Source organism: Saliphagus sp. LR7, assembly GCF_003344565.1.
Taxonomy (GTDB): domain Archaea; phylum Halobacteriota; class Halobacteria; order Halobacteriales; family Natrialbaceae; genus Saliphagus; species Saliphagus infecundisoli.
In genome coordinates, this window is the sequence record NZ_QPND01000002.1 from 70,225 (window position 1) to 96,610 (window position 26,386).

Genomic DNA, 26,386 nt, shown 5'->3' on the forward strand with positions numbered 1-26,386 from the left:
GCGAGGAAAATAGGTCTGCCGTCGCGCGAGGGATACCCTTAAGGCGCCAACCTTCCGAATGCGCACAACCCACACATGTCAGCCCGTTCGACCCGCCTCGTCGTCGCCCTCCTCCTGGCGGCCGTCGTCGGTGCCGGCGTCGCCGCGGCCGGAACGGCCGTCACCGCCCAGGAAGAGGCCGAAAACGAGACCGACGAACTCGTCGCCGACTGTGCCGCCGAGATGCCGGCTGACTACGCCGATCCTGCCGAGGGCAACGACACCGTCGGCTGGGTCGGGGGCTACTGGTACGACGAGCCCCTCAACATTGAGCGCGAGGACGGGCTGAACGAGACCGAACTCGACGCGCTCTCGGCGCGGGCGGCCGCCCGATTCGAGGCGCTGCGGTGTCTGACCTTCGAGGAACTCCCCGAGATCGACGTCGTCTCCCGCGAGGAGTTCGAGTCCGAGAACGCCTTCGCCAACGTCACCGAGGACGAACGCGCCTTCGACAACGCGATGCTCGAGACGATGTTGCTGGTCGGCAACGAGACCGACTCGATCGACGTCCGCGAGGAGGAGCGGGCGGCCGTCGTCGCGGGCTACTACGACTTCGTCGAGGAGCGGATCGTGGTCGTCAGCGAGGACCCCGGGTCCGTCGAGATCGACGAGGGGGTCCTGGCCCACGAACTCGGCCACGCCCTCCAGGACCAGCAGTTCGACCTCGATAGCTACGAGCGGCCGACGACCGACGTCGACAACGGCGTGCTCGGGATGATCGAGGGCGACGCCCAGCGGATCGAGTACCAGTACTCGGAGCGGTGTGAGGCCGGGCGGTGGGCCGAGCCCTGCCTGAGCGAGAACGCGACCGCCCAGGGTGCGGCCGCGGGCGAACCCCCGAGCTGGGGGCTGTACTTCATGGGCTACCAGCCCTACAGCGACGGCCCGTCGTTCGTCGAGCACGTCTACGACGAGGGCGGCTGGGACGCCGTCAACGGCGTCTACGAGGAGATGCCCTCGACGTCGGTCCACACGATCGATCCCGAGAGCTACGGCGAGTTCACCCCCGAGGACGTGACCGTCGCCGACGAGAGCGGCGACGACTGGGAGCGTATCGAGCGCCCGCAGGGCCCCGACTACGACGTGATCGGCCAGGCGGGGCTCTCGGCGATGTTGATGGATCCGGCCTACGACGGCTCGCCGATCATCCCGCCCGAGGAGTTCCTGAACATGGAGGGCGGCGAGGCCAACCGGACGGACCCACTGGAGTACGATCACCCCGAGACTGACGGCTGGGTCGGCGACCGGCTCTACGCCTACGGCGACGGCGAGGAGACGGGAACCGTCTGGAAGCTCGCCTGGGAGGACGGCGAGGAGGCCGCCGAGTTCGCCGACGCCTACGAGCAACTGATAGAGATCCGGGGCGGCGAGGCCGTCGAGGACGCGAACCGAACCTACGAGTTCGGTGCCGAAAGCGAGTTCGGCGGCGCGGTCACCCTCGAGCAGGAGGACGACCGGCTGTGGATCGTCACCGCGCCCTCCGTCGAGGAACTCGGCGAGATCCATGACGTCGCCGACGCGGCGACGGACGCCGACGGCGAGAACGAGGAACCGGACGATGCCGACGCTGGCGGCGAGAACGACACCGACGACGAAGGGACCGCCGACGCTGACGCCGACGACGACGGCGCGGATGACGAGGCCAGCGACGAGGGTGGAAACGGCAACGGAAACGGCAACGGCAACGAGGAGAGCGAGGACGTCGACGACGAAAGCACGAACGGCTCCGGGAGCGTCGCGAACGATTCCGAGACTGGCAACGCGACCGGCGACGAGAACGTATCCGACGACGCTGATCCCGAGGCGGCCGGCGAGACCGAGAGCGACGGGGCGATCGATTCCACGACCGCCTTCGCCGGGGTCGGACTCGTCCTCGTCGTTCTCGCGGTCGCCGCCGCCCTGTTCGTTCGGCGGCAGTAGCCGCCTTCTTCTCCCGGCGGTCGCGGGCCGGAAACGCTTTTTCGACACGGGCCCTCGCTCCCGCCGTGCGACGCCTTACCGCCCTCGGTTTCCTCCTCGTCGCCGCCCTCCTCGCGCTGACGGCCGTGGCGCCGGCGGTCTCCCCGGCCGAGGAGCGACTCCGGGTCGAGGCGGGCGACCTCGACGACGACCGTCCGCTCGGGGAGGTCGCGGGCTACACGGCCGAGGAAACCCTCGATATCGACGCCGACGAGCTCTCGCCGGCCGACCTCGAAGCCCTGAAATACCGCTCGATGGCCCGGATCGAGGAGATCCGGGGGCTCCGGTTCGAGGAGGACGTCGCCCTCGAGGTCGTAAGTCGCGAGCGCTATCGCGCGGAGTCGAGCCGCGAGGGGGAGGCGGGACCGTTCGTCAACGAGGTGTGGCGCGGCGCGTTCGTCGTCGGCGAGACCGACGTCGACGATGCGCTCGCCGGGGTGTACGGCGACGCGGTGGTCGGCTACTACTCGGACGGCCGGATCGTCCTCGTCGTCGAGGAGCCGGACTCGTTCCGGCTGAACCGCGCGACGCTGGTCCACGAACTCGTCCACGCCCTCCAGGACCAGCGGTTCGGTCTCGGTCGCGAGGGGGAGACGATCGACGAACGGCGGGCCGAGACCGGGCTGATCGAGGGCGAGGCCGGGTACGTGCCGGCGCTCTACGACGACCGTTGCGGGGAGTGGGAGTGTCTCCCCCAGGACGGGGAGGAGCGGGCCGAACTCCGCGAGCGGCCGTTCGACGTCGGCCTCTTCCTCTCGATCTACGCGCCCTACGCCGCGGGGCCGTCGTTCGTCGCGTCCCTCCGGGAGACGGGGGGGTGGGAGGCCGTCGGCCGGGCGTTCGAGGAGCGGCCGGCGAGCACCGAACAACTGATCCATCCCGACCGGTATCCCAATGACCGCCCCGAAAACGTCTCGGTCGAGGACCGTTCGGACGACGGCTGGGAGCCGTTCACCGAGGAGGACGGGGACGGAAACGCGAGCACGGCCCTCCGGACGGAGACCGTCGGCGAGGCGACCCTGTTCGCGACGCTGTTCGAAAACGGCGTCGTCTCCCGCCCGATCGACGAGGGCGCGGGCGACCTTGGACGGTATAACTACTCCCACCCGGCGACCGACGGCTGGGCCGGCGACACGTTCCTCGCCTACCGCGGTCCGGGAAATCGGACCGGCCACGTCTGGGAACTCGCCTGGGAGAGCGACCGGGACGCCGCCGAGTTCGCCGACGCCTACCGCGACCTGCTCGAGGAACGCGGCGCCGAGCGGATCGGGGCCTCCGGGGAGACCTATCGGATCCCGGAGAACCGCTCGTTTTCCGGCGCCTACCGGCTGACCGTCGCGGGCGACCGGGTGACGGTCGTCGGCGGGCCGACCGCCGATGCTCTCCAGGGGATCCGGCTGACGGGTGCGGAGCGAGCGGCGTCCCTGCCCGGACCAACTGCCCCGCCCGGAGCGACGGAACTGGCTCCGCAGGCGGGACCGACCGCGGCGCGGGCCGAACCGGGCTAACGGGTAGCTTTTTCGCCCCCGGTCGGAAACTCGGGGGTATGACGAACCCGTTCGGAACCGTCCCGCCGGAGGCGATCCTCGAAGGGCGTGCGACCGACGCCTACTTCGACCGCACCCGCGAGACCCTGGCGCACGCCGGGAAGAACCCCCACGTCGTCGCCGAGGTCACCGCAGACCAGTTCCCGACCGGCGAGTTCGAGGTCCTCACGGGCATCGCCGACGTCGCGACCCTCCTCTCGGGTCGGTCGGTCGACGTCGACGCACTCCCCGACGGCCAACTGTTCGACGGCGGCCCCGTCGCCCGGATCGAGGGCGACTACCTCGCCTTTGCCGAACTCGAGACCGCCCTCCTGGGACTGCTGTCGCAGGCGAGCGCCTTTGCGACCGCCGCCCTCGAGGTCCGCCGGGCCGCGCCCGACTCCCGGGTGCTCTCCTTTGGCGCCCGCCACGTCCACCCCAGCATCGCCTCGGTCGTCGAACGCGCCGCCCTGCTGGCGGGTCTCGACGGCTTTTCCCACGTCGCCGCCGGCGAGGTCCTGGGGCGGGAGGCCAGCGGCACGATGCCCCACGCGCTCATGTTCTGTTTCGGCGAGGGCAACCAGGCCGACGCCTGGGCGACGTTCGACGAGGCCGTCGCCGAGGACGTCCCCCGAGTCGCGCTGACCGACACCTTCTGGGACGAGAAAAGCGAGAGCCTGCTCGCGGCCGAGACCGTCGAGGATCTCGCCGGCGTCCGCCTGGACACGACGGGCTCCCGTCGTGGGGACTTCCGACACATCGCCCGCGAGATCCGGTGGGAACTCGACGCCCGGGGCCACGAGGACGTCGAGATCTTCCTCTCGGGCGGGCTCGGGCCCGGGGACCTCCGGGAGTTGCGCGACGTCGCCGACGGCTTCGGCGTCGGCGGCGCGATCACCGACGCCGACCCGGTCGACTTCGCGCTCGACATCGTCGCGCTCGACGGCGACCCGGTCTCGAAGCGCGGGAAGCTCTCGGGGGTCAAGGAGGTCTACCGGACGCCCGAGGGGGGTCACGGCGTCGCCCTCGCGGACTGCGGGGAGCCCGACGGGGACGAAGGGGATGAAGGAGAGGCCCTGCTCGAGCCGTTGATCCGCGACGGCGAGGTGGTTCGCGAGGAGAGTCTGGCGGCGGCGACCGACCGCTGTCTCGCCGACGCGGAGGCGGTCGGCTTCAGGCGGTAAGCTGCTCGACGCTGCCGTCGGCCTCTCGTTCGCGAAAGACCAGCCCTTCGAAGAGAGTGACGACGCTGTCTTCTTCCTGCCAGGCCGTCGGCGGGATCCCCGCCTTCCGGCAGACCCGATCAAGGTACTCGCGCTCGCTCCAGGCGTTCTCGACGGGGACGGTGGGGTAGAGCCAGCCGCTCTGCCCGCTGCTGTCGACGGCGACGCCGTGGACCCCGAGCTCGAGGTCGGCCAGCGGGTCGTCGGTCAGGATCACGTCGCCGACCGCACAGACCGAGACGGTGAGGTTCGACAGCTCCGAGGGGGTCACTTCGGAGCCACAGGAGTCGTCGCTCGCGGCCTCGATCGCCGAATCCACGATGACGTGGCCGAGCTGGTCGCCCGAGCGGTAGCCCCCGGCACAGCCTCGGAGGCTCCCCCGTCCGCGGGTGGACTCGAGGCGGACGAACGCGCCGGTGCGCTCGTAGAACGCGTCGCGCATGCTGCCGGGGTGTTCTCGCTGTCCGTGGCGCACGTACGATTCGACGGCCTCGCGCGCGAGTTCCACCGCGCGCGCACCGTCCTCGTAGGAGAGTTCGACGCCCTGTGGCTGGGACATACAGACAGTGGTACACGTGAGCGTCCTAAAGCGCTTCCATTCGCGGCGGCCCCATCGAGGGATTTAACCCCGGTTCGCCCCTACGGGAACCGGGAGAGAGAGCCCGACTGCCGCGATGGCTCTGCCGGCGACGGCGGGGCCACCATCGTGGACCGACTCTCCGAGTCGCCCCACGCCCACGTTGCCCGTCTCCCCGAGATGCGCAACGCTCGCGAGGAAAGTCCCCCCACCGCCGGGCGGGCGACCGGACGCAAGTCCGGAGCGGGAGACCGCTGGCTCTGGAACAGAAACGACACGTCTCGGCCCGACCGATGATGCGCGCGAACCCGACCGCAAGGAAGGGGAGTTGACCCGCGGAGGGAGCGCGGTTCCGCGTCGCGGAACCGCGGGACGTGAGGCGGCACAAGCCGCCGAACGGGCGATTCGGAGCGGCTTTGCCGCGAGAATCGCAGACGGCCGAGGACCGATGGAACGGCGAACCCTCGCCGGTGCAAGGTCACGTCGAGGTAGCCCGGACCCGCCGCGAACGCGGCCGGCGTGACTGCTCAGCCGAATGCCGGGCCGAACAGAAGGGGGCTTACTCCTCTCACCCGTCTCGCTCCGACCAGCCGTCGGGCTGGAGCCGCGAGTGGGCGCCGACGACTGCCCCCGACAGCGGCAACTCCTCGACGACGGCCTGCTCGTCGACGATGCTCCCCTCGAGAGCGGCGTCCCTGATCGTCGCTCCCGGGAACACCAGCGAATTCGCGACCGTCGAGTTCTCGACGGTCGCGCCCGCCATGACGTGGACGTTGCCCGAGAGCTCCGCGTCCCGCAGGTCGGCGTCCTCGGCGACGAGGTTCTCGCCGTCGAGCTCCCAGGCGACGGCCTCGAGGTAGGCCTCGGGCTCGCCGATGTCGAACCACTTGCCGTCGAAGGTGAACGCGTGGACGGTCCGGTTCGCGACGAGCCACTGCATGAACCAGCCGGGTTCGTCGGGGTTGTTGTCGCCCGCGAGGTAGGTCTCGAGGGAGGGAAGTTCTGCCGCGGGGAGCGCGTAGCAAGCGATGGAGACGAGCGAACTCTCGGGCTCGTCGGGTTTCTCCTGGAGATCCACCACCTCGGTCCCGTCGAGCTCGAGGGGTGCGTACGCCGTCGCCCGCTCGAGGGAACCGACGTCGTAGCCGACCAGACAGGGCTCGCCGCGCTCCTCGAAGAAGTCGGTGAACTCTCCGAGGTCGAACCCGAGCAGGTTGTCGCCGGCAACGATCAGGAGGTCATCGTCGACGCCTTCTCGCTCGACGAGCTGGGCCAAGGCGCCGACGACGCCGAACTTCTCGTCCTCGCCGGTGGTGTCCTCTATCGAGAGCGTCGGCTTCTCGAAGTCCCGATCGGCGAGGTACTCGCGGAACTCCTCCTCGAAGTACTCGTTCGTGGAGACGAACACCTCGGTGATCCGGTCGTCGTCCTCCAGGTCGGCGAAGATCCGGTCGATCACCGTCGAGTCGCCGATCGGGAGGAACATCTTGGGTCGATCCTTCGTGATCGGCCAGAGCCGGGTCGCGTACCCGCCCGCGAGGACGACGGCCTTCATGTCTCCCCTTCGTCGCCGGCCAGTGAAGTTTGTTTCCGTTCTCTACGGGCCGAACGGGGCTCGTCCCCGAAACAGTTCCCCCCACGAGCCCGTGCCAGCGACCGGGTCGGCGCGGCCGATCCGGGCGGGTCGGTCCGTCACTCGACGGTGAGCCCGCGGCCGGCGTCGAACGCGTAAATGTCGCACGCGACGCCGGTCGCCTCCTCGTAGCGCTCCCGGACCGCCTCCGCGACTGCCGGTGGCTCTCCGGGCTCGACCAACGAGACGACGCTGCCACCCCAGCCTCCGCCGACCATCCGGGCGCCGTAGACGGCGGGCCGGTCGGTCAGCGCGGAGACGGCGGCGTCGAGTTCCTCGCAGCTGACCTCGTAGTCGTCCCGGAGGCTGTGGTGGGACTGGGTCATCAGCGAGCCGAGGCTCGCGGCGTCGTCGGCCGCCAGAGCCTCCGTTGCGGCCTCGACGCGCCTGATCTCGCTCGTGACGTGGCGGGCCCGGGCGGTGTGGGGGGAGCCGAGGGCGTCCGCGTGGGCCTCGACCTCCTCGGGGGTAACGTCTCTGAGCGCCCGAACGCGTTTGCCCATCGCGCCGTCGAGGCGGGCGGTCGCCTCGTGGCACTCCCGGACCCGGTCGTTGAACCCGCTGTCGATCAGTTCGTGTTTGACGTTCGTATCGACCACCACCAGCTCGGCGTCGAGTTCGAAGGGGACGTGCTCGACCGAGCGATCCCGGCAGTCGATCCGGAGCGCGCGGTCGGACCGGGCGGTCGCCGCCGTAAACTGGTCCATGATCCCACAGGCCATTCCGACCGCCTCGTTTTCCGCGCGCCAGCAGACGTCCGCGATCGTCTCCCGGTCGAGCCCGAGGTCGTGGGCCGCGTCTATGGCGCCACAGACGGCGACCTCGAGGGCGGCCGACGAGGACAGCCCCGCGCCCATGGTCACGTCGCCGCCGACGGCGAGGTCTGCGCCGACGGACTCCCCGACCTCGTCGGCGAGGACCGACGCGGTACCGAGGACGTACGCGCCCCAGCCCTCGGGGGTGGTGCCGACGGGCTCGGTGATCGTCTCCTCGAACGCCAACGAGCGGGCCCGGATCACCCCGTCCGAGCGGGCTCGGGCGGCGACGACGGTCTCCCGGTCGATCGCCACGGGCAGGACGAGGCCGTCGTTGTAGTCGGTGTGGCCGCCGACGAGGTTCACCCGGCCGGGCGCACGCGCCCGCTCGGTCGGCTCCGCGCCGAACCGCTCGCGGAACGCCTCGCCGACCGGATCGACCGAACTCTCCCCGCCCGTCCGCTCTCGCTCGCCGCTATCCCGGTGCATACACGTTTCTCGGTCCAACCACGCCGGGCGTAATACTCTTTCTCCCCCGACCGCGCCGCCCTGGCGACCCGCGTGTTTCGGCGTTCCCCGGCCGTTCCCGACCGATGTCTCGCCTCTCGCGCTTACCGTTCGACATACCCTGCCGTGATGTGCAACCCTGGCGTATATATGTCTCCGTTGTTTACACGCAACTGCGGCACACTTCCCCCACCACCGTGTGCCGGACCATTCGACCGACCGTCCGCCCTCGCGTCACCCCCCACCGCGGGCGGTCTTTTTCCTTTCACCGCTACGAGCAACGGTCTCACCGCTCTCGCACTGGCAACTGGAACATCACCGGAGTTCGCAGATCTCGCCAGCGTTGCTCACAGAAAACGCCCTGACGGAGGTTTACGCGAACCGACCGGCGGTCCCGCTGGAAACCGCCGGCTTCGCCGCCTGTGGCGTAGTGAGCGTAAGGCACGTCAGGTCCGAACGGGGCGGGCGGTTCACGTCGTTCGGTCGTGGCGTGGATTTAACCTCGCCGGGACGGTCCGGGTCGCTCGCTTCGCTCACGAATCGGTGTTGACGGAAGCGTCCTGACGGAGTCCAACGCGACCGAAGCGAGCGTTGGGCACGTCAGGTCGTGAACGAAGTGAACGTCCTGACGGAGATTTGAACTCCGGTCCCTGGCTCCGCAAGCCAAGAGGATAGTCCACTACCCTACCAGGACTCGACTCGGGATAGTCGGGTCCCCAATAAAGCCCTTTCGAAACGGGGGACGCCAGCCGGGGCCCGGAAGCGCCATCGGCGTAGCTACAACGCTGATTTCAGCTACCGAAACGCTGTTTGAAGGGGACGATCTACCGGAACGTATGCACCGACGACCCTTCCTCGAGGCGCTCTGTGCCGTCGCGGCCGCCGGAACGATCGCCGGCTGTCTCGACGACGGGAGCGACGAAGATGGCGGCAACGACACGGACGGAGACGACGGGAGCGATTCGAGCCCGGACGATGGTGGCGACGCGGAGAACGAAACTGACGCCGACGAGGACGCCGGAAACGACACGAACGGGACCGACGGTACCGGCAACGACACCGACGAGGAGGACGAGCTCAACGACACTGGCAGTAACGACACCGACGGCAACGCTCCCGACGGCAACGAGAGCGATCCCAACGGGAGCGACGAGAACGATGGGGACGGCGGGAGCGATGGAAATGAAACCGGAGGGAGCGATGGAACCGAAACCGAGGGAACGGAGGATAACGACACTGGCGAGGGCGATGAAAACGATACCGGCGGGGACGACGCGAGCGAGGACGACCTCGAGATCACGGTCGAGACAGCGGGGACCGACTGTGCGGGCGGGGGAAGCGGGGAGGGTGGAAACGCGACCGGCGAGGACGACGATGGAAGCGGGGGCGGCGAGCGCGAGGGCGACGGCGTGGACGAGGCGACGATCGAGCCCACCGAGGAGGGAGCGGCGATCCGGGGGACGATCGGGTCGCCGACGCCGTGTTACGAGGCCCGGGTAGCCCAGCGGGAGATCGCCGGCGGCGAACTCCGGCTCCGGATCGGCGTCGAGAGCGACGGCAGCGGCCTCTGTATGGAGTGTGTGGGTGCCGTCGAGTACGAGGCAACGGTGGTCGGTGCCGTAGAGCGGATCGTCGTCGAGCACGAGCGGATCGAGGGCGACCCGATCGAGGTCGCCGAGGCGGAGATCGGGAGCTAACGCCGTCGGCGAGTTCGGGACGCCGAGGCCCGCTCGGGATCGACCGGGCGACGCCGGCGGCGCGGATGGACACGTATTCGTAGGACGGGACGAACGGTCGACCAGTGAGTCAGTCGACCGAGGGAGGCGGCGGGAGGCCCCGAGAGAGGCCACGGGGCGGCGGTGGTCGGCCGTGAACAAGAACGACCGCACCATCGTCGGCTTCACGATGGTCGGCCACGGGCTGGTCCACACCTACGAGCTGTCGATCCCGATCCTGATGACGGTCTGGCTGCTCGAGTTCTCGGTCACGGCGGCGACGCTGGGGGCGGTCGTCACGGTCGGCTACGGACTGTTCGGCGTCGGCGCGCTCCCTGGGGGGATGCTCGTCGATCGGTACGGCTCGCGGACCCTAATCGCGGCGTGTCTCGTCGGGATGGGGATCTCCTTCGGGCTGTTGGGCCTCGCACCCGGGATCGGTGGGATCGCCCTCGCGCTCGCGGTCTGGGGGGTCGCCGCGAGCGTTTACCACCCCGCGGGGCTCGCGCTCTTGAGCAACGGCGTCACCGAACGGGGTGCCGGCTACGCCTACCACGGGATGGCCGGCAACGTCGGGATCGCGGGCGGACCGCTCGTGACCGCGCTCCTCTTGCTCGTCGTCGACTGGCGGATCGCCGTCGCCGTCCTCGCGATCCCTTCGATCGCCGGGGCAGTCATCGGAGCGAGACTCGAGTTCGACGAGACGGCGGCCGTCGATGGCCCGGGGAACTCCGCGCCCGCGGGCGACCCCGAGGGCGGTCTCGCCGGGTTCCTCGCCGACAGCCGGCGGCTGTTCACGCTGGCGTTCCTGACGGCCGTCGTCCTCGTCACGCTGAGTGGCTTCTTCTACCGGGGGGTGCTCACTTTCCTCCCCGATCTCCTCGGGGAGTTTCTCGCCGTCGAGTTCCAGCCGGCGGCGATCGAGGGGAGCCCGATGGCCGAGGAGTTCGACCTCGGGCAATACCTCTACGTCGCGCTCCTCGTGGTCGGGATCGGCGGCCAGTATCTCGGCGGGCGGCTCACCGACGCGATCGAACCCGACCGTGGACTCGCGGTCGTCTTCGTCGTCCTCACCGCCATCGCGATCCTGTTCGTTCCCGTGGCGGGGGCCGGGAGCCTCCCGCTGGTGACCGCGAGCGTCTGTCTCGGGTTCGTCCTCTTTGCCCTCCAGCCCCTGGAGCAGGCGACGATCGCGAAGTACTCCCCGCCCGACTCGCGAGGCCTCTCGTTTGGCTACACCTACCTCGCGATCTTCGGGGTGGGGGCACTCGGCGCGACGGTCGTCGGGATCGTGCTCACCTACGCCTCGGCGATGGTCGCCTTCCTCGTCCTCGCGGCGTGTTCGACCGCCGCTGGGGGGCTCGCAGCGTCGCTGTCGGCGGGGTACGTTCCGGCGCCCTCGGTCGCCCGGAAGCGAGGATAAACGCTTATGCGCGGCCTGGGCATGGACGATTCCATGAGCGAGATCGAGGCTATTTACGAGGACCTCGAGGCGGACGTCTCCCTCGAGGAGTTCCGCGAGGCCGTCGAGGAGAAAGTCGAGCAGATGGGCGGGCTCGCCGACGAGGAGACGGCCGCAATGTTGCTCGCCCACGAGGCCGACGGCGGGGAAGTCGAGGGGATCGCCGACGTCGAGCCGGGGATGGAGGAGGCGAAGTTCGTCGCGAAGGTGGTCTCGATCGGCGAGCTGCGGACGTTCGAACGCGACGGCGAGGACGAGGACGGTCGGGTCGTCAACATCGAGGTCGCGGACGAGACGGGGTCGATCCGGGCGGCGTTCTGGGACGATCACGCCGCGGCCGCAGTAGACGAACTGGAGGCGGGCCAGGTACTCCGGATCAAGGGCCGGCCCAAGGAGGGGTTTTCGGGCCTCGAGATCAGTGTCGACGAGGCCGAACCCGACGCCGACGAGGAGGTCGACGTTCAGCTGACGGACACCTATACGATAGAACAGCTCTCGCTCGGCCTCTCGGACGTCGACCTCCGGGGAGTCGTCCTCGAGACCGACTCGCTCCGCACGTTCGACCGGGACGACGGCTCGGAGGGGCGGGTCGCGAACCTCACGCTCGGGGACCCGACGGGGCGGGTTCGGGTCACGCTCTGGGACGACCGGGCGGATCTGGCCGAGGAGCTCTCCCCCGGCGAGTCAGTCGAGGTCGTCGACGGCTACGTCCGCGACCGGGACGGCCAACTTGAGCTTCACGTCGGGGACCGCGGCGCCGTCGAGGGGATCGAGGAGGGAATCGAGTACGTCCCCGAGAGCACGCCGATCGAGGGCGTCGAGATCGGCGAGACGGTCGATCTCGCGGGCGTCGTTCGCTCGGCAGACCCCAAACGCACCTTCGACCGGGACGACGGGTCGGAGGGCCAGGTCAGAAACCTTCGGATTCAGGACGCCACCGGCGACATCCGGGTCGCGCTCTGGGGCGAGAAGGCCGACGTCGATATCGGCCCCGGCGACGAGGTCGCGGTCGGCGACGTCGAGATCCAGGACGGCTGGCAGGACGACGTCGAGGCGTCGGCGGGCTGGCGCTCGACGATCACGGTCCTCGAAAGCGAGGCCGAGAGCGCCGCCGAGGCCGGCGACGACCGCGACGGCGCGGAGGCGGGACTGGACGCCTTCGCCGACGGGGAGTCGTCGTCCTCGGACGGGGCGTCGTCCGACCGAGCGGACGACTCCGGCGGCGAGGGCGGGGGTGACGCGGCTCCCGACGATCCCGCAGACGGGGAGGAAGTCGAGTTCACGGGCGTCGTCGTCCAGGCCGGCGACCCGATCGTTCTCGACGACGGCGAGACGACGATGAGCGTCGAGGCCGACGCGAACGTCGGGCTGGGCGAGGAGGTCACCGCGCGCGGGATCGTCCGGGACGGCCGTCTCGAGGCCGCCGACCTGTTCTGATCGCGTGACCCGCTTACACAATCATTAAGGGTGTGAACTGCCGGTATCCGGGTATGAACGTCGAGCTACCGTTCGCGCCGGTTGATACGATCATCCGGCGGAACGCGGGGGATCTCCGGGTGAGCGCCGATGCTGCCCGGGAACTCGCCGAACGGATCCAGCGCCACGGCGCCGATCTCGCGGTCGAGGCCGCCCGGCGGGCCAGCGAGGACGGCCGCAAGACCCTCCAGGCCGCGGACTTCGGCGCCGACCCCGGCGATGGCGACGCCATCGAACTCCCGATCGCGCCGGTCGATCGGATCGCCCGCCTCGAGATCGACGACGGCTATCGGGTATCGACGGAGGCCCGGGTCGCCCTCGCCGAGCGCCTCGAGGAGTACGCCGACGGCGTCGCGGCCGCGGCGGCGATCCTCGCGCGCCACGCCGGCCGGAAGACGGTCACGGCCGAGGACGTCGAGACCTCCGTCCGGCTCGACCGGGTGTGACCGGATGCGCTTTGGCTACTCGGAGACCTGTCTCGAGCACGATCCCGGTCCGCGCCACCCCGAGACGCCCGACCGACTGCGGGCGATCCGGGAAGGGTTAAAGCGCAAACACGGCGTCGAGTACGTCGAGGCCGACCCCGCCGACGTCGAGACGCTCGCGGCGGTCCACGACCGGGAGTATATAGAGGAGGTCCGGGAGTTCTGTGGCGACGGCGGCGGAAGCTGGGACCCCGATACGAGCGCCGTTCCCGAGACCTGGGACGCCCTGTGTGCGAGCGCGGGGCTTGCCTGCTGGGCCGCCGAGGCCGCCCTCGACGGCGACTCCGGTCGGAAGACGCCGTTTTCGATCGGGCGCCCGCCCGGCCACCACGCCATCGAGGACGACGCGATGGGCTTTTGTTTCGCCAACAACGTCGCCGTCGCCGCCCAGCACGCCATCGACGACTGCGGGGCCGAGCGGGTCGCGATCGTCGACTGGGACGTCCACCACGGCAACGGCACGCAGGACATCTTCTACGACCAGGACGACGTCTTCGTCGCCTCGATCCACGAGGAGGGCCTCTATCCGGGCACCGGCGAGGTCACAGAGACCGGGACGGGCGCGGGCGCCGGGACGACGATGAACGTCCCGATGGCTCCCGGCACCGACGACACCGACTACCTCGCGGTCGTAGACCGCCTGATCGACCCCGCACTCGAGGCGTTCGATCCCGACCTCCTGCTCGTGAGCGCGGGGTTCGACGCCCACCGTCACGATCCGATCTCCCGGATCCGGCTCTCGACGGAGGCCTACGCCGGTCTGGCCGACCGGTTCCGGGGGATCGCCGATGGCGGGGCGCTCGCGTTCGTCCTCGAGGGCGGCTACGGCCTGGAGGTCCTGGCCGATAGCGTCGCGCTCGTCCACGAGACGTTCGACGGCCGCGAACCGATGGAGGAAGGCGGCGGGGTCGACGAGGAGACCGAAGCGCTGATCGACCGGGTGGCCGACGCTCACGGGCTGTAGGTACGGCCGCAGGGAGCGGCCGCCGGCTTCGGCTCGAGGGGCGGGAGTCGCCCAGGAGGGTGGCTGTCCGTCGTGTCGGGGCCGTTTTCGACCGCCGGGCCGTGACGTGGCCAGTGGCAGCCGCGAGCGCGCGAGCCGACGCGCCCAGGACCGCCCCGGGGCTTGCACCCGGCCGTCGGCTCCGATCCGAGGCGGCTCTCGCCGGGACCGCTGTCACACCTCCGGCGACCCCACGGAAGGGTCGCGGTTTCGCCGACCCGTCGGGACGGCGGTTCCGCTCGTGGAGGGGGTTACACCGATGTACCGTTCGATCGCGCCAGCGTGTTGGGTTGACGGTATACTGACCTGTACCCGACCCTATCAGTCGGCGCCGTGGTTCGGGGCGTGTCCACAGTCGGGACACTGCCAGGTTCGGTGTCTTCGCTCGATCCGTCCGGCACAGTTCGGGCAGGATTCCGCGCGTCGTGTGGGGGCCGTCGCCATGGGAGAGTCGAAGTCGGTCGAGAGGAATAAGCGCTCCTATTATGGAAATTGAGATGTATTAGGCAATGGAAGGCAGTTTAGGGGCTCGGGTCGAAGTACCGCGCCAGTTCAGCGCCGAAGGGGTCGGCCAGCGCCGCGAGGTTCTCGCCGACGAGCAGATCGTAGTCCTCCTCCAGGGCGGTCTCGACGTGTGCGCCGAGGGCGACGTCGAACAGCCGGTCGCTCTCGAGGAACGCCCGCGCCGACGTGAACTCCCGCTCGCGCTCGACGACGTACCGGCCGCCCTCGACGTAGGGGCCGTAGGCCGCCGGCTCGTCGGCGTAGGCGTCGTAAAAGCCCTCGGCGTGGGAGCGAACGGCGACCGGGGGTCCCTCGTGGCGCTCGACGGCCGGCAGCGAGGCGACCGCGAGTTCGACCAGGAGCACCGCGTCCTCCGCCGCGAACGTCGCGGTTCGAAGGACGTCGAACCCGCGGTCCTCGAGCTCGCGGGCGATGCCGGCGAGTGATTTCCGCAGTTGGGGATAGAGCTGGTCGTCGACGAGGTCGGGGGCCGGAAACGAGAGCGCGAGGGGGGTCGACTCCCGGCGCTCGACGTGGCCGGCGACCACCTCGGCGGAGAGCGGGTCGGGGTCGTCGGGCTCGAACAGTTCGGCGCGAGGGTCGGCGAGCAGGTCCCGCGCGTGGTGTTGGAACCGGGCGACGCTCTCGGCCGAGCAGACGGCGGCGACGTTGCGTTCGGGGTCCGTGGGGTCGATGACGACCAGCGGGTCCGCGAACGATTCGCGTCCGTGGCCCTCGGGGTCGAGTTCGACCGGCGGCTGCCAGTCGGCGGCAGCTTCACAGAGTTCGCGAAAACCGTCGTACGCACAGACGAGAAGTTCGGTGAGATATCCCCCAAATCCCCGGGTTCGGAGGTCACTGCCGTAGATCCCGACCCCCTTCAGAAAGCCCTTTGCGAGACGGATTTCGCTGGCGAGCTCGTCGTCGAGGCGCTCCTGGAGGTAGCGCGTGTGAAAGGGGGTCCGATCGACCGCCGACCGGGTCCCTGTCGCGCTCTCGACGCGAAAGCAGGGGACGACGTCGACGTCGAACCCCTCGAACTCGCCGCTGACGTAGGGATGTTCGGCGTACTCCTCGCGGCCCTCCGGGAGGGTTTCGTGGCCGACGGCGAGGCCGTACCGTTCCAGGGTCTCTCGGTCCAGACCGGTCGGAAAGCGGACGAAGACGTCGATATCGCGGTCGCCGCTGATCCAGGTGTCCCGGGCAGTCGAGCCGACCCGGAGGACGTCGGCGTCCGGACAGCGCTCGGTTGCGGCCCGCCGGGCGCGCTCGACGAGGGTGTCGGCGACCGCCCGGAGGCGCTCGCGTTCCTCGGAGCCGGGGTCGACTCGCTCGGCGACCTCGCTCGTGACCCGCTCGAACGCGTCCCCGCCGGCGTCGTCGGTCATCGCCTGCCCTATTCGCGGCGGGAGTGAAAGGGTGTCGAAGGCCGGCGGGAAGCGAAAGCCCTATCAAATCCACCCGACAACACCGAGACGGGCCGAAGTAGCTCAGTTGGTAGAGCACCTCGCTGTTAACGAGGCGGTCCCAGGTTCGAGTCCTGGCTTCGGCGCTTCCGTTCTCCCGCCGTCTATATCTCCCTGCAGCGAGGAGTCCCGGCCATGTCAGATTCCGCCGACAGACGTACCACCGACGACCACGGCCACGATCTCATCGATCCCCTCTACGTCGGGATCGTCACCGTCTCGACCTCTCGAGCGACCGATGCCCGCGCGGACGAGGAGCCCGAGGATCCGGGCGGGGACACGATCGCGGAGGTCTTCGAGGCGGCGGGCCACGAGATCCGCGAGCGCGAACTCGTCCGGGACGACTACGGCGCGATCCGAACCGCCGTACGGGGGCTCGTCGCCCAGCGAGGGATCGACGTCGTCGTGACCACGGGCGGGACCGGCGTCACGGCCGACGACGTCTCCCCGGAGGCGATGTCGGCGCTGTTCGAGCGCGAGCTTCCCGGCTTCGGCGAGCTGTTCCGGGCGCTCTCCTGGGAGGAGGTCGGCACTCGCGCGATGGCCTCCCGGGCGACGGCGGGGATCGCCGCCGACACGCCCGTTTTCTGTCTACCGGGAAGCACGAACGCCGTCCGGACCGCCTGCGAGGAGCTGATCGTCCCCGAGGCCCCCCACCTCGCGGGACTCGCGACCAGCCACCGCGCGGGGACCGAAGACCGGACGCTCGACGCCTTCAGCGAGGAGTGAGGGGGGGTCGGGAGATCGCGTCTTTCCCCGTCGGAAGTTACCAAAATTTGACTATGAAATAACAATCATTGCTAGGTGACACGGGTTATTACACAACCACGAAACCGCCGCTAACAGCCTTTATGGACCTTCCAGCCCACGATCCGGATGCCATGTGCCACTGCTTCGAGGACGCGACCGAACTGAGCGCCGAGGAACGAGAGGACGTCGTCGAGAGTCACAGCCGCGAGGAACTCGAGGCCGAACTCGACGACGACGAGCTCGCGGCGCTGGGTCTCGCGGCCTGAGTCCGCTCGACCCGCGACCGCCGTGGAACCGCCGCGACCGCCCCGTTTTCGCCCGGGAGAGTAAGGGTTAACTGCGGGGCTCGAGTTCTCCGAACGAGGGCCCTTAGCTCAGTCCGGTGAGAGCGCTCGGCTCATATCAGTGCCCCGTTGGGGGTGTTGTGGGACACCGAGTGGTCGATGGTTCGAATCCGTCAGGGCCCATCGATTCTGCGACGAGCGGACGCGAGGAGCGAATCGTTCGGATCGCTGGCGGTTCGAATCCGGGGAGTCGCAGCTCGCGAGCGAAGCGAGCGTGACCGTCTCAACATGGTTCAATCCGTCAGGGTCCAGGGAACTGTGACGAGCCAACGGGGGTCGTCGACAAATTTCTGACGGCTCGAGGACGATCGCGACGACGTTCGAATCCGTGGGCTCTCTCCGGATGACACACCATTTATCCTCGCTCGCTCGAGAGTCACCGATATGCACAGACGGACGGTTCTCGGGGCCGGGGCTGCGGTTTCCGGCCTGGCCGGGGGGGTCACCCTCGTCCGGTCGCGGGCCGAGTCGTCGGGGCCGGGCGAACCTGCCGACCCCCACCCGGAGATGGCACTCTCCCGCCGGCCGATCATGGCGGGGACCGACCGGGAGACGACCGTGTTCGAACTCGAGGGACCCGAGCCGGGGCCGACGGCGGTGGTCGTCGGCGGGGTCCACGGCGGCGAGACGAGCGGCTACCGGGCGGCCGAGGAAGTGATCGGCTGGGGGATCGAACGGGGCACTCTGGTCGTGATCCCCTGGGCGGAGATCGTCGCCCTTGAGCGCAACGAACGCGGGGGTCCGGACGGCGATCTGAACCGGCAGTTCCCCGCGGGGCGGGAGCCGACGACCGAACTCGCACGGGCACTGTGGGCCGAGGTCGAACGCTCCGATCCGGACGTCGTCCTCGACCTGCATCGCTCGCGGGGGATCTACGGCACCCATCACCGGTGGGTCGGCCAGGCGATCTTCCCGACGGTGGCCGGCGACGCCCCCGCCGACGCCGGGGCGGTGATCGAGCACATGAACGACGAGCACGTCCCGCGGACCATGGTCGCCCACCGGTTCTCGATGGGGAACACGCTCACCGGCGAGGGGCCGCTCCTGATCCACAAGGTCGGGGGCGACCTCGACCGGGCGGGCTTTCTGGTCGAACTCACCGACTTCCTGCTCGATCCGGGTACCCAGGTGCGCTGGACCCTCGAGATCACCGAACGGCTGTTGGAACGGTACGGGATGGCGCGGATCGCATGACCGACTTCCGCACCCTCGCGGTCCGGGTCCTCTCGGGTCCGGCGACGGTCGTCGCGTTCTGCCTGCTCTTCGTTCCCTTCGTTCTCGGGGTCTTCGACGCTCGGCTGATGACGCCGCTTGCGGCGCCGGGCTATACCGTCCTGCTCACGATGACCGCCGTCGGAAGCCGCCTCGTTCCCTACGATCTCTGGATCTACTGGGTGCCCTTCCTCGCCGCGTGCTACGTGGTCGCGGTTGCCGTCGGTGGACTCTACTACGGGTTCCGTCTGGCACGCTGATCGCGGGGTTTCACCGGTGGATCTATTCGGGTTGTTCGCCGTCCACTAACGGTTGGAATGATCATAGGTTCCGGCGTGACGGAGCCCTTCGACCGAAACCGGGCGAGGTGAGGGTGTTCAAGGGCCGCTTGTACGCGTTCTACGGGGCATTGAGAGATTCGTCCTAGAACCGTTCTCGAAGATAGAATGTCATGAACTCGGGACGGTCAACTATATTTATATAGTAACGGGAGTCACTACTGTTTAGCATCGGAAACAGCGGGACGTAATGCGATGCGACCGGCCGGGAGTCGGTCCTCACGCGTGCCCTCGCGGCCGCGTGGTCCCCATCCCAACGATGCGACCGAACAACAATGGACTTGAAACAGACTGTCTTCGGGAACGAAGACGAACGCGGCGTATCGCCCGTCATCGGGGTCATCCTGATGGTGGCAATCACAGTCATTCTGGCAGCGGTTATTGCGATGTTCGTACTGGATCTCGGCGGGAGCGTCAGCGAAGAGGCAAACGCCGGCGTGGACATTGAGGAAACTGATAGCGGATATCAGGTGTCCTGGATCAGTGAGGGGAACGCGGATAGCATTAATGTCGGCGGGAGCGAATGCGCGACTTCCGTTGGAGAGTCCTGCGGTGCAAGCGGAGGCGATGCAGTAATAGCAGTCAGCGGAGACACTGAAACTCAGATTGCGACCGTTGGTGAAGCTGGCGGCGGTACCACAACGTAGATCGCTCCTCAACCTGCAATCTACCGTTTTTCTCGAGCCTCCGTAGTGGACCATGCGCGTGCCTCCCCATCCTTCAACTGTCGAGACCCCCTATCCACACACTGCATGACCGAACTCGACGTTCCACAGAACGCTGACGCCCGAGAGGCCCGCGAACTCGTCCGGGAACTGGTCTCGGTCGGCGACGAGATCGAGCTCTACGACACCGTGATGGTCGCCGGCGAGGAGAACCGCAGGGAGGGGACCGTCGTCGGTTTGGAGGAGGAGTACCTCGAGCTCGAAGAGCTGACCGACTCGCCCTCGACCGACCGGATCGGCTACGGCGACATCGACCGGGTGGCGATCGTCGAGTAGGAGACGCCCGTCCGACCCACAGTTCTTTGGCCGCTCATACCCAAAAAGCGGTATGGACCTGGCCGTCCCGCTCGTCCCGACGATCGCGCTGATCGTCCTCGTCGTGGTCTGTATGATCCTGTTGCTCTACATCTCGACGCAGTGGGAGGAGTAGTTCCGGGCGCCACCCCTGAGACCCGTTTCCCTCGAGTCCCGAGTTCGCGCCGAGCCGATATTCCTCGAGGGTGGCCGAGGTCGGATCGGAATAGCATCGTTTACGGCGGCCCGGCGAGAGGTCCGGCCATGTCCGATCCCCGGCCGACGCCGACGGTGCCCCAGGTGGCGCTGATCGGCCTCTTCGTCACCGCGCTCGTCACCGCACAGCTGACGGCCTCGAAGATTCTGGCGTTTTCGCTGCCGTTCTCGCTTCCGATTACGGGCGCCGAACTCGTCCTTCCCGGCGCGGCGCTCGCGTATGCACTGACCTTCCTCGCCAGCGACTGTTATGCCGAACTCTACGGCCGGCGGGCGGCCCATATCGTCGTCAACGTTGCCTTCGCGATGAATTTCGTCGTACTTCTCTTGGTCTGGTCGACGATCACCGCACCCGCCTCGCCGACCTCGCCGGTCGATCCGGGGACGTTCGAGGCGGCGCTCGGACCGGCCGCGAACGTCGTCGCCGGCAGCCTGCTCGCCTACGTCGTCAGCCAGAACTGGGATGTCTTCGTCTTCCACCGGATCCGCGCGCACACCGGGCGAGAGAAGCTCTGGCTCCGGAACGTCGCCTCGACGGCGACCAGCCAGGCCATCGACACCGTCATCTTCGTCGGGGTCGCCTTCGCCGTCGCGCCCGCCCTCTTCGGGATCGGCGCCGCCCTCCCGCCCGAGGCGGTCCTCTCGCTGGTCGTCGGCCAGTACCTCCTGAAACTCGCGATTGCGATCCTCGACACGCCGGTCGTCTACGCGGTCGTCGCGCTCGCCCGGCGCGAGACCGGTCCGGCCTGATACGGGCCGGGATCAGAGGGAGTTTAGTCGGGGACAGTCGAGGGGATTCCATGGACGAACGCGTCTACGACCACGCCGAAACGCTCGTCGACTGGAGCGCGAGAGTCGAGGAGGGCGACGACGTCGTCCTCTCGGTCGGCCCCGCGGCCCACGACCTCGCGGTCGCCGTCGCCGAAGCGCTCGGCGAGCGCGGCGCGAACCTACTCGCGACCTACAGTTCGGAGGAACTCCGCCGGGCATACTTGCAGACCTCGGAGGGGGAGTTCGAGGCTCCCGACCACGAACTCGCTCTCTACGAGGCGACGGACGTCGTCCTCTCGCTCGGCGGCGGCCGGAACACGAACGCGATGGCCGACGTCCCCGGCGAGCGCCGCCAGTCCTACCGCAGTGCCCGCACTGACGTTCGGGAGGCCCGCTACGACACCCGATGGGTCTCGACGTACCACCCGACCCGAAGCCTCGCCCAGCAGGCCGACATGGCCTACGAGGAGTATCGGGAGTTCGCCTACGACGCGATTCTCCGGGACTGGGACTCTCTCGCCGACGAGATGGCCGAGGTGAAGGCGGTGCTTGACGAGGGAAGCGAGGTCAGGATCGAGTCGGCAGGAACCGACCTCACGATGTCGATCGAGGACCGGACGGCGGTCAACAGCGCCGCCTCGGTCGCCTACGACTCCCACAACCTGCCCAGTGGCGAGGTCTTTACGGCGCCCGAAGCGACGGAGGGGGAGGTCCTGTTCGATATCCCGATGACGATCGACGGCGAGGCCGTCGAGGGCGTCCGCCTCGAGTTCGAGGACGGCGAGGTCGTTTCTCACGAAGCCGACCGGGGGGAGGACGTGATCGCCGATCTCCTCGAGACCGACGAGGGCGCCCGCCGACTGGGCGAACTCGGGATCGGAATGAACCGGGGGATCGACCGCTACACTGACACCATCCTCTTCGACGAGAAGATGGCCGAGACGGTCCACCTCGCGCTCGGCCGGGCGTACGACGCCTGTCTTCCCGAGGGCCAGTCGGGCAACGAGTCGGCGATCCACACGGACATGCTGATCGATACGAGCGAGGACTCGGTGCTGGAAGTGGACGGCGAGGTCGTCCAGCGCGACGGGGAGTTCCTGTTGTAGGTCGCGGACCCACACGCCTATCGACCCGGCCCGCCTGAATCGGGTATGCGCGAACGGCTCCGGGCGGGCGTCGCGATCTACAACGCGGGCCACTACCACGCGGCCCACGACGCCTGGGAGGCCCACTGGCTCGAGCTCGAACGCGAGAGCGACGACGAGCGCCTGTTCCACGGCCTGATCCAGTTCACCGCCGCGGTCCACCACGCCAGGAACCGAAACTGGGAGGGTTGTGTCGGCCTCGCTTCGAGTGCGCTCGACTATCTGGAGGGCCTCCCCGCAGACTACCGAGAGGTCGATCTCGCGGGCGTCCGGCGCGCGCTGTCGGCGCTCGCGTCCGATCCCGAAATCATCGAGCGCCGGCCGCCGCCCCGGATCGTTCTCGACGGCGAGCGTCCGACCCTCGCGGACCTCTCTCCGGAAGAGCGGGCGATCGCGGCACCGATTCTCGCCGACGAACTGGGCTACGACGAGGAAATCGTCGAGGGAGCCTGCGAGTACGCGCTCGTGGATCTCGAGGCGGGTGAGGAGGGGAGCCGTTTTCTCGCGCTCGTCGCGGACTTCCTCGCGGAGGACGACCACCGGGGGATCGTCTACGACCGGCTACGGGGCCACGTCGAGCGGCGGGAGGCGAAGGAGCGAGACGTCGAGGGACTGTTCTAGTCGTCGTGGTCGGCGGAGTTGTCCCGAGGGTCGTAGCCCAGCACTTCCCGGGCGCGCTCCAGGGAGTAGTACTTCCGGTCGTTGTCGCTGATTCCGTAGACGATCTCGTAGCCGTACTCCGCTTGCAGGCTGCGATCAAAGAGGTGGGCACAGTCCCGATAGGAGAGCCACATCGCCTGGCCGCGCTCATAGTCGATCGGCGGGTGGCCCTTGGTGAGGTTGCCGATGCGGACACAGAGCACCGAGAGGTCGTGGGCGTCGTGGTAGTACCGGCCGAGGGTCTCGCCGGCGGCCTTCGAGACGCCGTAGAGGTTTCCCGGGCGGGGGAGTTCGTCCCCGTCGAGGCGGAACTCGTCGTCGGGCCGGTAGACGTCGGGGGTGCGGTCGTCGGTCTCGTAGGCGCTGACGGCGTGGTTCGAGGAGGCGAAGACGACCCGCTCGACGCCGCGATCGACGGCGGCCTCGTAGACGGTCTGGGTGCCGTCGATGTTGTTTGCGAGGACGCTGTCCCAGGGGGCCTCTGGGCGGGGGTCGCCTGCGAGATGGACCACCGCGTCGATTCCCTCCATCGCCTCCCGGACGGCCTCGTCGTCGGTGATGTCGGCGACGACGACCTCGCCTGGCTGGCTGCCCGCGAGCGGGTCCCGGTCGAGGAGTCGCCACTCGTAGTCGTCGGCCAGGTCGTCGATGATCGCCCGGCCGACGCGTCCCGCGGCCCCCGTTAGCAGGACTCGCTCTCCCATCGTTGGTCTTGGTGGGGCGTTGGCGAGGCAGGGTAAGTAACGTGCGGTTCTCCCGCGGCCGAAATCGCCTTCCGCTCGCCGGGCGTGGAACGGATATGGACGAAACCCTCGAAGGCGCCGACGAGACGGGGCCTACCGACCCCGAGACCGCCTGCTTCGAGGCCGGCATCAAGTTCGGCTCGCTCTACCACCAGTTCGCCGGCACCCCCGTCACCCCCGAGAGTGCCCCCAGCCTCGCCCGGGCGATGGAGGAGGCCATCGAGAACCAGCCCCACTGCGAGGAAGTGACCGTCGACGTTCGCGAGGACGAACTCGCGGCCGCCTGCACCGACGGCTACACCGAGATGACTGGTCGGTTCATCGAGGTCGGAATCGTCGTCGCCTACGAGGGTTGTACCGTCCGGACCCGTATGGAGATGGAGGAGGGGTATCCGCTAATGAGAGTCGAGTCTGTCGATCGCTGACCGGCTCCAATTGCGATCACCGGTTCCCGTCTCGCTCGCTCGTCAGGCGGAGGAAGGCATCCTCGAGGGTTCGATCGGTGTCTCCCGGGCGCTCGGCGAGTTCTTTCGAGGGACCCTCCGCGACGAGTTCGCCCTCATGACAGATTCCGACCCGATCCGCGACGGCTTCGACGACCGGGAGGATATGCGTCGAGAGACAGACCGTCGTTCCCCCGTCTGCCAGTTCAGTGACGACCTCCCTGACCGTCCGCGTGGCTCGCGGGTCGAGTCCGGCGGTCGGCTCGTCGAGAAAGACGACGCTCGGTTCGTGCATGATCGCCTGGATCAGCCCCACCTTTCGGCGCATTCCCTTCGAGTAGGTCACGACCCGGTCATCGGCCGAGTCGAGCGCGAGGCGCTCCAACAGCGCCTCGGTCCGGCCGTCGATCTCGCGGGACTCCATCCCGCGGAGCCGGCCGTGGTGGGCGAGCTGTTCGCGGCCGGTGAACTGTCCCCGGATCGGCGTCGATTCGGGCAGGTAGCCGATCTGTGAGACGAGTGTCTCCCGGTCGGAGACGGGGACGCCTGCGACCCGGGCGCTTCCGTCGGTCGGTGGAGCCAACCCGGTCAGCATCCGGATGGTGGTCGTCTTCCCCGCTCCGTTGGGTCCGAGGAGGCCGTAGACGGTGCCGGCCTCGATTCCGAGATACAGGTCCTCGACGACCGCCGTGTCGCCGTAGCGTTTCGTCAGTCCGTCGGCGACGACTGCCGCCTTGGGGTCGGCCGCATCGTTTCCATCGAATTCGTCGGCCGGCGGTTCCGTCGGCGTCATTCGAACGAATACCCCTCGTATCGGTCGATAGCGATCACGCTTGCGAGCCGTGTGACCCCCACGGCGACCAGGGCACCGAGCAGGAGGGAGACGCTTCGGGTGGTGGGGACCGAAAGCCCGGCTCCCGCCAGATACTCGTACACCACCGGGTGGGTCCCCACGAACGCCGGCAGCGCCGAAAGCGTCGCGGCGACGAGGACCACTCCGAGCCGGCCGAACTGTTCCCATCCGATCTCGATGTACCAGGGGGCGTCCGTGAAGAACCCCGGGTGAGGGACGAACGCCGATCGCTCGACGCCCAGTCCGACCGCGAGCGCGAGTGTGGCTGTAGATCCACAGACGGCGATCCCGAAGAGAACAAACGAGAGCGTCTCGCCGGCGGTGGCGGTACTCACCGCCCCCAGCGGGAGGACGACCGCCGGGACGATGACGGCGGCGGGTGCGAGCGCCGCCAGCAGAAAACCACCGACGAACGCCCGTCCCCCGACAGTCGTCAGCATCATCTGCAGGCCGCGGTACTCGATCCCAATCGGGTCGGAGCCGAACGCGATGCCCACCGCGAGCCCGAGCGAATGGACTACCAGTACGAACAGGGGGACTCCTCCGGCGAGGATGCCGGCTGGGAAGAGGACGATGCCGGAAAATCCGACGACCTGACCCGCATACAAAAGCCCGCGCGCGGTCCGGCGCTCGACCAGCCAGCGTTTTCGGGCGACGGTCCGGACCGGTCGCGGGATGCGTTCGCCCGTGAGCCGCTCGACCCAGCCCGGCTCGAGGAGCGGGTGCGAGCCGGTTTTCGGGGCCCGCCCCGCGGGTTCTCCCTCCCAGATCCGCCGGGCGAGGAAGGTCGTCGTCCCGACCGAAAGCGCCGCTCCGCTGGCGAAGACGGCGAGTGCGGCCAGCCCGCTCGCGGGGTCGGCCCCCGTCCGACCGGCCGCGCCGAGCAGCGCGAGGTCGGCGACACCTCTCGTCGGTGCGGCCGCGAGCCACGCGATCGAGACGCGTTCGACCGTCTCGATGAGGAGGAACCAGCCGACCACGAGCGGCACCCAGCCGAACAACACTACCAGGTCCCTGTAGGTCCGTCCGCGGGATAGCCGCGAGGCGGCGAGCGAGGCCACCAGCCGAACCGAGACGCCGACACCGACGGCGGCCGCGGTTGCGGCCGCGACCGCGAGGACGACCGTGAGCGCGAGCGCCGGTGTCCGGAGTCCGACCGCCCCGCCGACTCCGATGGCGACCGTCGGGACGGCGAGGACGGTCGCGACGCGGGCGTAGACGACCACCAACAGCCCCAGGGCGGGGATCCGCGCCGGGACAGTCGTCAGGAGGAACTCGGGGTTCAGACCCTCGAACGAGTCCCGGGTCAGCCTGGAACTCCGCCAGGCCACCCATGCCATCGTGGCGGCCGCGGCAATCCCGAGGACGCCGAAGGGAACGGACTCGCCACCAGCCACCTCCCGGCCGATCCCGTAGGCGCCCCAGCCGAGAGCGGCGCCAACCACGAAGACGGCGAACGCGAGTCCTCGCCGGGCCACTCCGCCGCGTTCCCGGCGGTGGAGGACCCACTCGCCGCGTGCGATCTCCGCGCCGCCTCGGAGCCAGGAGCGCCACATCCCGAA

Annotated in this window: 25 protein-coding genes, 3 tRNA genes and 1 other RNA gene; 21 read left to right on the forward strand and 8 right to left on the reverse strand. The window is 68.9% G+C overall.

The genetic code is table 11. The annotated features are described in order from the left end of the window. Positions 1–75: 75 nt before the first annotated feature. The 3 genes from DVH23_RS02960 (at position 76) to DVH23_RS02970 (ending at position 4,708) form a co-directional block, all read left to right on the forward strand. Positions 76–1,959 carry an Hvo_1808 family surface protein gene (locus tag DVH23_RS02960; protein WP_114575957.1) on the forward strand — a complete coding sequence of 628 codons (1,884 nt, stop codon included), beginning with the start codon at positions 76–78 and terminating at the stop codon, positions 1,957–1,959. A gap of 65 nt (positions 1,960–2,024) precedes the next feature. Further along, the gene (locus DVH23_RS02965) at positions 2,025–3,506 is read left to right on the forward strand and encodes an Hvo_1808 family surface protein (protein WP_114575958.1); all 1,482 of its coding nucleotides are present in this window, start codon (positions 2,025–2,027) and stop codon (positions 3,504–3,506) included. Positions 3,507–3,544: 38 nt separating this feature from the next. Then, on the forward strand, positions 3,545–4,708 hold the full coding sequence (locus DVH23_RS02970) for a nicotinate phosphoribosyltransferase (protein WP_114575959.1): 1,164 nt from the start codon (positions 3,545–3,547) through the stop codon (positions 4,706–4,708). On the opposite strand, the gene DVH23_RS02975 is transcribed toward DVH23_RS02970, so the two are convergent. Then, a complete protein-coding gene (locus DVH23_RS02975) occupies positions 4,698–5,306 on the reverse strand; it encodes a TIGR00296 family protein (RefSeq protein WP_114575960.1) in 609 nt (202 codons plus the stop codon). The two genes, DVH23_RS02970 and DVH23_RS02975, sit on opposite strands and share 11 nt — an antisense overlap. 91 nt (positions 5,307–5,397) lie before the next feature. Between DVH23_RS02975 and rnpB the strand changes: the two genes are divergently transcribed. Continuing rightward, positions 5,398–5,898: RNase P RNA component (gene rnpB / locus DVH23_RS02980), an RNA gene on the forward strand. Here rnpB and DVH23_RS02985 read toward each other — a convergent pair. The 3 genes from DVH23_RS02985 to DVH23_RS02995 form a co-directional block, all read right to left on the reverse strand. Further along, complete coding sequence (locus DVH23_RS02985; RefSeq protein WP_114575961.1) at positions 5,893–6,879, reverse strand: sugar phosphate nucleotidyltransferase; 987 nt, start codon at positions 6,877–6,879, stop codon at positions 5,893–5,895. The genes rnpB and DVH23_RS02985 overlap by 6 nt on opposite strands. Before the next feature lie 137 nt (positions 6,880–7,016). Next, positions 7,017–8,201: a galactokinase gene (gene galK / locus DVH23_RS02990; RefSeq protein WP_114575962.1), complete on the reverse strand. Its 1,185-nt coding sequence runs from the start codon at positions 8,199–8,201 to the stop codon at positions 7,017–7,019. 639 nt (positions 8,202–8,840) lie between these two features. Beyond that, positions 8,841–8,913, reverse strand: a tRNA-Arg gene (locus DVH23_RS02995). A 142-nt stretch (positions 8,914–9,055) separates the two neighbouring features. On the opposite strand from DVH23_RS02995, the gene DVH23_RS03000 reads away from it, so the two are divergent. From DVH23_RS03000 to DVH23_RS03020, 5 genes are all read left to right on the forward strand, one after another. After that, the gene (locus tag DVH23_RS03000) at positions 9,056–9,916 is read left to right on the forward strand and encodes a hypothetical protein (RefSeq protein ID WP_114575963.1); all 861 of its coding nucleotides are present in this window, start codon (positions 9,056–9,058) and stop codon (positions 9,914–9,916) included. Positions 9,917–10,088: 172 nt separating this feature from the next. After that, positions 10,089–11,357: an MFS transporter gene (locus DVH23_RS03005; RefSeq protein ID WP_232833689.1), complete on the forward strand. Its 1,269-nt coding sequence runs from the start codon at positions 10,089–10,091 to the stop codon at positions 11,355–11,357. Positions 11,358–11,390: 33 nt separating this feature from the next. Further along, positions 11,391–12,833, forward strand: coding sequence for a single-stranded DNA binding protein (locus tag DVH23_RS03010; RefSeq protein ID WP_114575964.1), 1,443 nt, complete (start codon positions 11,391–11,393; stop codon positions 12,831–12,833). Between the two features lie 53 nt (positions 12,834–12,886). Next, entirely contained in the window at positions 12,887–13,318 is a 432-nt protein-coding gene (locus DVH23_RS25105; protein ID WP_114575965.1) for a histone family protein, read from the forward strand. 4 nt (positions 13,319–13,322) lie between these two features. Beyond that, positions 13,323–14,321, forward strand: coding sequence for a histone deacetylase (locus DVH23_RS03020; RefSeq protein ID WP_114575966.1), 999 nt, complete (start codon positions 13,323–13,325; stop codon positions 14,319–14,321). A gap of 560 nt (positions 14,322–14,881) precedes the next feature. On the opposite strand, the gene cca is transcribed toward DVH23_RS03020, so the two are convergent. Continuing rightward, positions 14,882–16,252 (reverse strand): CCA tRNA nucleotidyltransferase, encoded by a 1,371-nt coding sequence (gene cca / locus DVH23_RS03025; protein ID WP_114575967.1) that lies wholly within the window; start codon positions 16,250–16,252, stop codon positions 14,882–14,884. 91 nt (positions 16,253–16,343) lie between these two features. Between cca and DVH23_RS03030 the strand changes: the two genes are divergently transcribed. The 11 genes from DVH23_RS03030 to DVH23_RS03075 all read left to right on the forward strand — a co-directional run bounded on the left by DVH23_RS03030 (position 16,344) and on the right by DVH23_RS03075 (position 22,746). Then, positions 16,344–16,416 (forward strand) — tRNA-Asn (locus tag DVH23_RS03030). 49 nt (positions 16,417–16,465) lie between these two features. Then, a complete protein-coding gene (locus tag DVH23_RS03035) occupies positions 16,466–17,059 on the forward strand; it encodes a molybdenum cofactor biosynthesis protein B (protein WP_114575968.1) in 594 nt (197 codons plus the stop codon). A gap of 152 nt (positions 17,060–17,211) precedes the next feature. Next, positions 17,212–17,346 carry a hypothetical protein gene (locus DVH23_RS24945; protein WP_255565192.1) on the forward strand — a complete coding sequence of 45 codons (135 nt, stop codon included), beginning with the start codon at positions 17,212–17,214 and terminating at the stop codon, positions 17,344–17,346. Between the two features lie 97 nt (positions 17,347–17,443). Continuing rightward, a tRNA-Ile gene (locus DVH23_RS03040) sits at positions 17,444–17,547 on the forward strand. Between the two features lie 261 nt (positions 17,548–17,808). Then, positions 17,809–18,618, forward strand: coding sequence for a succinylglutamate desuccinylase/aspartoacylase family protein (locus tag DVH23_RS03045; protein ID WP_114575969.1), 810 nt, complete (start codon positions 17,809–17,811; stop codon positions 18,616–18,618). After that, positions 18,615–18,896, forward strand: a complete 282-nt coding sequence (locus tag DVH23_RS03050; RefSeq protein ID WP_114575970.1) for a hypothetical protein — start codon at positions 18,615–18,617, stop codon at positions 18,894–18,896. Before DVH23_RS03045 ends, DVH23_RS03050 begins: the two co-directional genes overlap by 4 nt. 353 nt (positions 18,897–19,249) lie before the next feature. Beyond that, positions 19,250–19,621 carry a type IV pilin gene (locus tag DVH23_RS03055; protein WP_114575971.1) on the forward strand — a complete coding sequence of 124 codons (372 nt, stop codon included), beginning with the start codon at positions 19,250–19,252 and terminating at the stop codon, positions 19,619–19,621. A gap of 105 nt (positions 19,622–19,726) precedes the next feature. Next, the gene (locus DVH23_RS03060; RefSeq protein WP_114575972.1) at positions 19,727–19,975 is read left to right on the forward strand and encodes a hypothetical protein; all 249 of its coding nucleotides are present in this window, start codon (positions 19,727–19,729) and stop codon (positions 19,973–19,975) included. Between the two features lie 282 nt (positions 19,976–20,257). After that, positions 20,258–20,959, forward strand: coding sequence for a queuosine precursor transporter (locus DVH23_RS03065; RefSeq protein WP_114575973.1), 702 nt, complete (start codon positions 20,258–20,260; stop codon positions 20,957–20,959). Positions 20,960–21,009: 50 nt separating this feature from the next. After that, entirely contained in the window at positions 21,010–22,086 is a 1,077-nt protein-coding gene (locus DVH23_RS03070; protein ID WP_114575974.1) for an aminopeptidase, read from the forward strand. A 45-nt stretch (positions 22,087–22,131) separates the two neighbouring features. Then, a complete protein-coding gene (locus tag DVH23_RS03075; protein ID WP_114575975.1) occupies positions 22,132–22,746 on the forward strand; it encodes a DUF309 domain-containing protein in 615 nt (204 codons plus the stop codon). On the opposite strand, the gene azf is transcribed toward DVH23_RS03075, so the two are convergent. After that, positions 22,743–23,489 carry an NAD-dependent glucose-6-phosphate dehydrogenase Azf gene (azf, locus tag DVH23_RS03080; RefSeq protein ID WP_114575976.1) on the reverse strand — a complete coding sequence of 249 codons (747 nt, stop codon included), beginning with the start codon at positions 23,487–23,489 and terminating at the stop codon, positions 22,743–22,745. The two genes, DVH23_RS03075 and azf, sit on opposite strands and share 4 nt — an antisense overlap. Positions 23,490–23,584: 95 nt before the next feature. On the opposite strand from azf, the gene DVH23_RS03085 reads away from it, so the two are divergent. Next, the gene (locus tag DVH23_RS03085; protein WP_114575977.1) at positions 23,585–23,953 is read left to right on the forward strand and encodes a dihydroneopterin aldolase family protein; all 369 of its coding nucleotides are present in this window, start codon (positions 23,585–23,587) and stop codon (positions 23,951–23,953) included. 16 nt (positions 23,954–23,969) lie between these two features. Here DVH23_RS03085 and DVH23_RS03090 read toward each other — a convergent pair whose 3' ends face one another. Continuing rightward, complete coding sequence (locus tag DVH23_RS03090; RefSeq protein WP_114575978.1) at positions 23,970–24,764, reverse strand: ABC transporter ATP-binding protein; 795 nt, start codon at positions 24,762–24,764, stop codon at positions 23,970–23,972. After that, a complete protein-coding gene (locus DVH23_RS03095; RefSeq protein WP_114575979.1) occupies positions 24,761–26,380 on the reverse strand; it encodes a hypothetical protein in 1,620 nt (539 codons plus the stop codon). The genes DVH23_RS03090 and DVH23_RS03095 overlap by 4 nt, the downstream gene beginning before the upstream one ends. Positions 26,381–26,386: the final 6 nt, after the last annotated feature.

What these genes read in the sequence shown, in the direction of transcription:
- DVH23_RS02960 (WP_114575957.1), top strand. Translation starts at nt 76, where the DNA reads ATGTCAGCCCGTTCGACCCGCCTCGTCGTCGCCCTCCTCCTGGCGGCC.
- DVH23_RS02970 (WP_114575959.1), top strand. Translation starts at nt 3,545, where the DNA reads ATGACGAACCCGTTCGGAACCGTCCCGCCGGAGGCGATCCTCGAAGGG.
- DVH23_RS02975 (WP_114575960.1), bottom strand. Translation starts at nt 5,306, where the DNA reads ATGTCCCAGCCACAGGGCGTCGAACTCTCCTACGAGGACGGTGCGCGC.
- DVH23_RS02985 (WP_114575961.1), bottom strand. Translation starts at nt 6,879, where the DNA reads ATGAAGGCCGTCGTCCTCGCGGGCGGGTACGCGACCCGGCTCTGGCCG.
- galK (WP_114575962.1), bottom strand. Translation starts at nt 8,201, where the DNA reads ATGCACCGGGATAGCGGCGAGCGAGAGCGGACGGGCGGGGAGAGTTCG.
- DVH23_RS03000 (WP_114575963.1), top strand. Translation starts at nt 9,056, where the DNA reads ATGCACCGACGACCCTTCCTCGAGGCGCTCTGTGCCGTCGCGGCCGCC.
- DVH23_RS03010 (WP_114575964.1), top strand. Translation starts at nt 11,391, where the DNA reads ATGAGCGAGATCGAGGCTATTTACGAGGACCTCGAGGCGGACGTCTCC.
- DVH23_RS25105 (WP_114575965.1), top strand. Translation starts at nt 12,887, where the DNA reads ATGAACGTCGAGCTACCGTTCGCGCCGGTTGATACGATCATCCGGCGG.
- DVH23_RS03020 (WP_114575966.1), top strand. Translation starts at nt 13,323, where the DNA reads ATGCGCTTTGGCTACTCGGAGACCTGTCTCGAGCACGATCCCGGTCCG.
- cca (WP_114575967.1), bottom strand. Translation starts at nt 16,252, where the DNA reads ATGACCGACGACGCCGGCGGGGACGCGTTCGAGCGGGTCACGAGCGAG.
- DVH23_RS03035 (WP_114575968.1), top strand. Translation starts at nt 16,466, where the DNA reads ATGTCAGATTCCGCCGACAGACGTACCACCGACGACCACGGCCACGAT.
- DVH23_RS24945 (WP_255565192.1), top strand. Translation starts at nt 17,212, where the DNA reads ATGTGCCACTGCTTCGAGGACGCGACCGAACTGAGCGCCGAGGAACGA.
- DVH23_RS03045 (WP_114575969.1), top strand. Translation starts at nt 17,809, where the DNA reads ATGCACAGACGGACGGTTCTCGGGGCCGGGGCTGCGGTTTCCGGCCTG.
- DVH23_RS03050 (WP_114575970.1), top strand. Translation starts at nt 18,615, where the DNA reads ATGACCGACTTCCGCACCCTCGCGGTCCGGGTCCTCTCGGGTCCGGCG.
- DVH23_RS03055 (WP_114575971.1), top strand. Translation starts at nt 19,250, where the DNA reads ATGGACTTGAAACAGACTGTCTTCGGGAACGAAGACGAACGCGGCGTA.
- DVH23_RS03060 (WP_114575972.1), top strand. Translation starts at nt 19,727, where the DNA reads ATGACCGAACTCGACGTTCCACAGAACGCTGACGCCCGAGAGGCCCGC.
- DVH23_RS03065 (WP_114575973.1), top strand. Translation starts at nt 20,258, where the DNA reads ATGTCCGATCCCCGGCCGACGCCGACGGTGCCCCAGGTGGCGCTGATC.
- DVH23_RS03070 (WP_114575974.1), top strand. Translation starts at nt 21,010, where the DNA reads ATGGACGAACGCGTCTACGACCACGCCGAAACGCTCGTCGACTGGAGC.
- DVH23_RS03075 (WP_114575975.1), top strand. Translation starts at nt 22,132, where the DNA reads ATGCGCGAACGGCTCCGGGCGGGCGTCGCGATCTACAACGCGGGCCAC.
- azf (WP_114575976.1), bottom strand. Translation starts at nt 23,489, where the DNA reads ATGGGAGAGCGAGTCCTGCTAACGGGGGCCGCGGGACGCGTCGGCCGG.
- DVH23_RS03085 (WP_114575977.1), top strand. Translation starts at nt 23,585, where the DNA reads ATGGACGAAACCCTCGAAGGCGCCGACGAGACGGGGCCTACCGACCCC.
- DVH23_RS03090 (WP_114575978.1), bottom strand. Translation starts at nt 24,764, where the DNA reads ATGACGCCGACGGAACCGCCGGCCGACGAATTCGATGGAAACGATGCG.
- DVH23_RS03095 (WP_114575979.1), bottom strand. Translation starts at nt 26,380, where the DNA reads ATGTGGCGCTCCTGGCTCCGAGGCGGCGCGGAGATCGCACGCGGCGAG.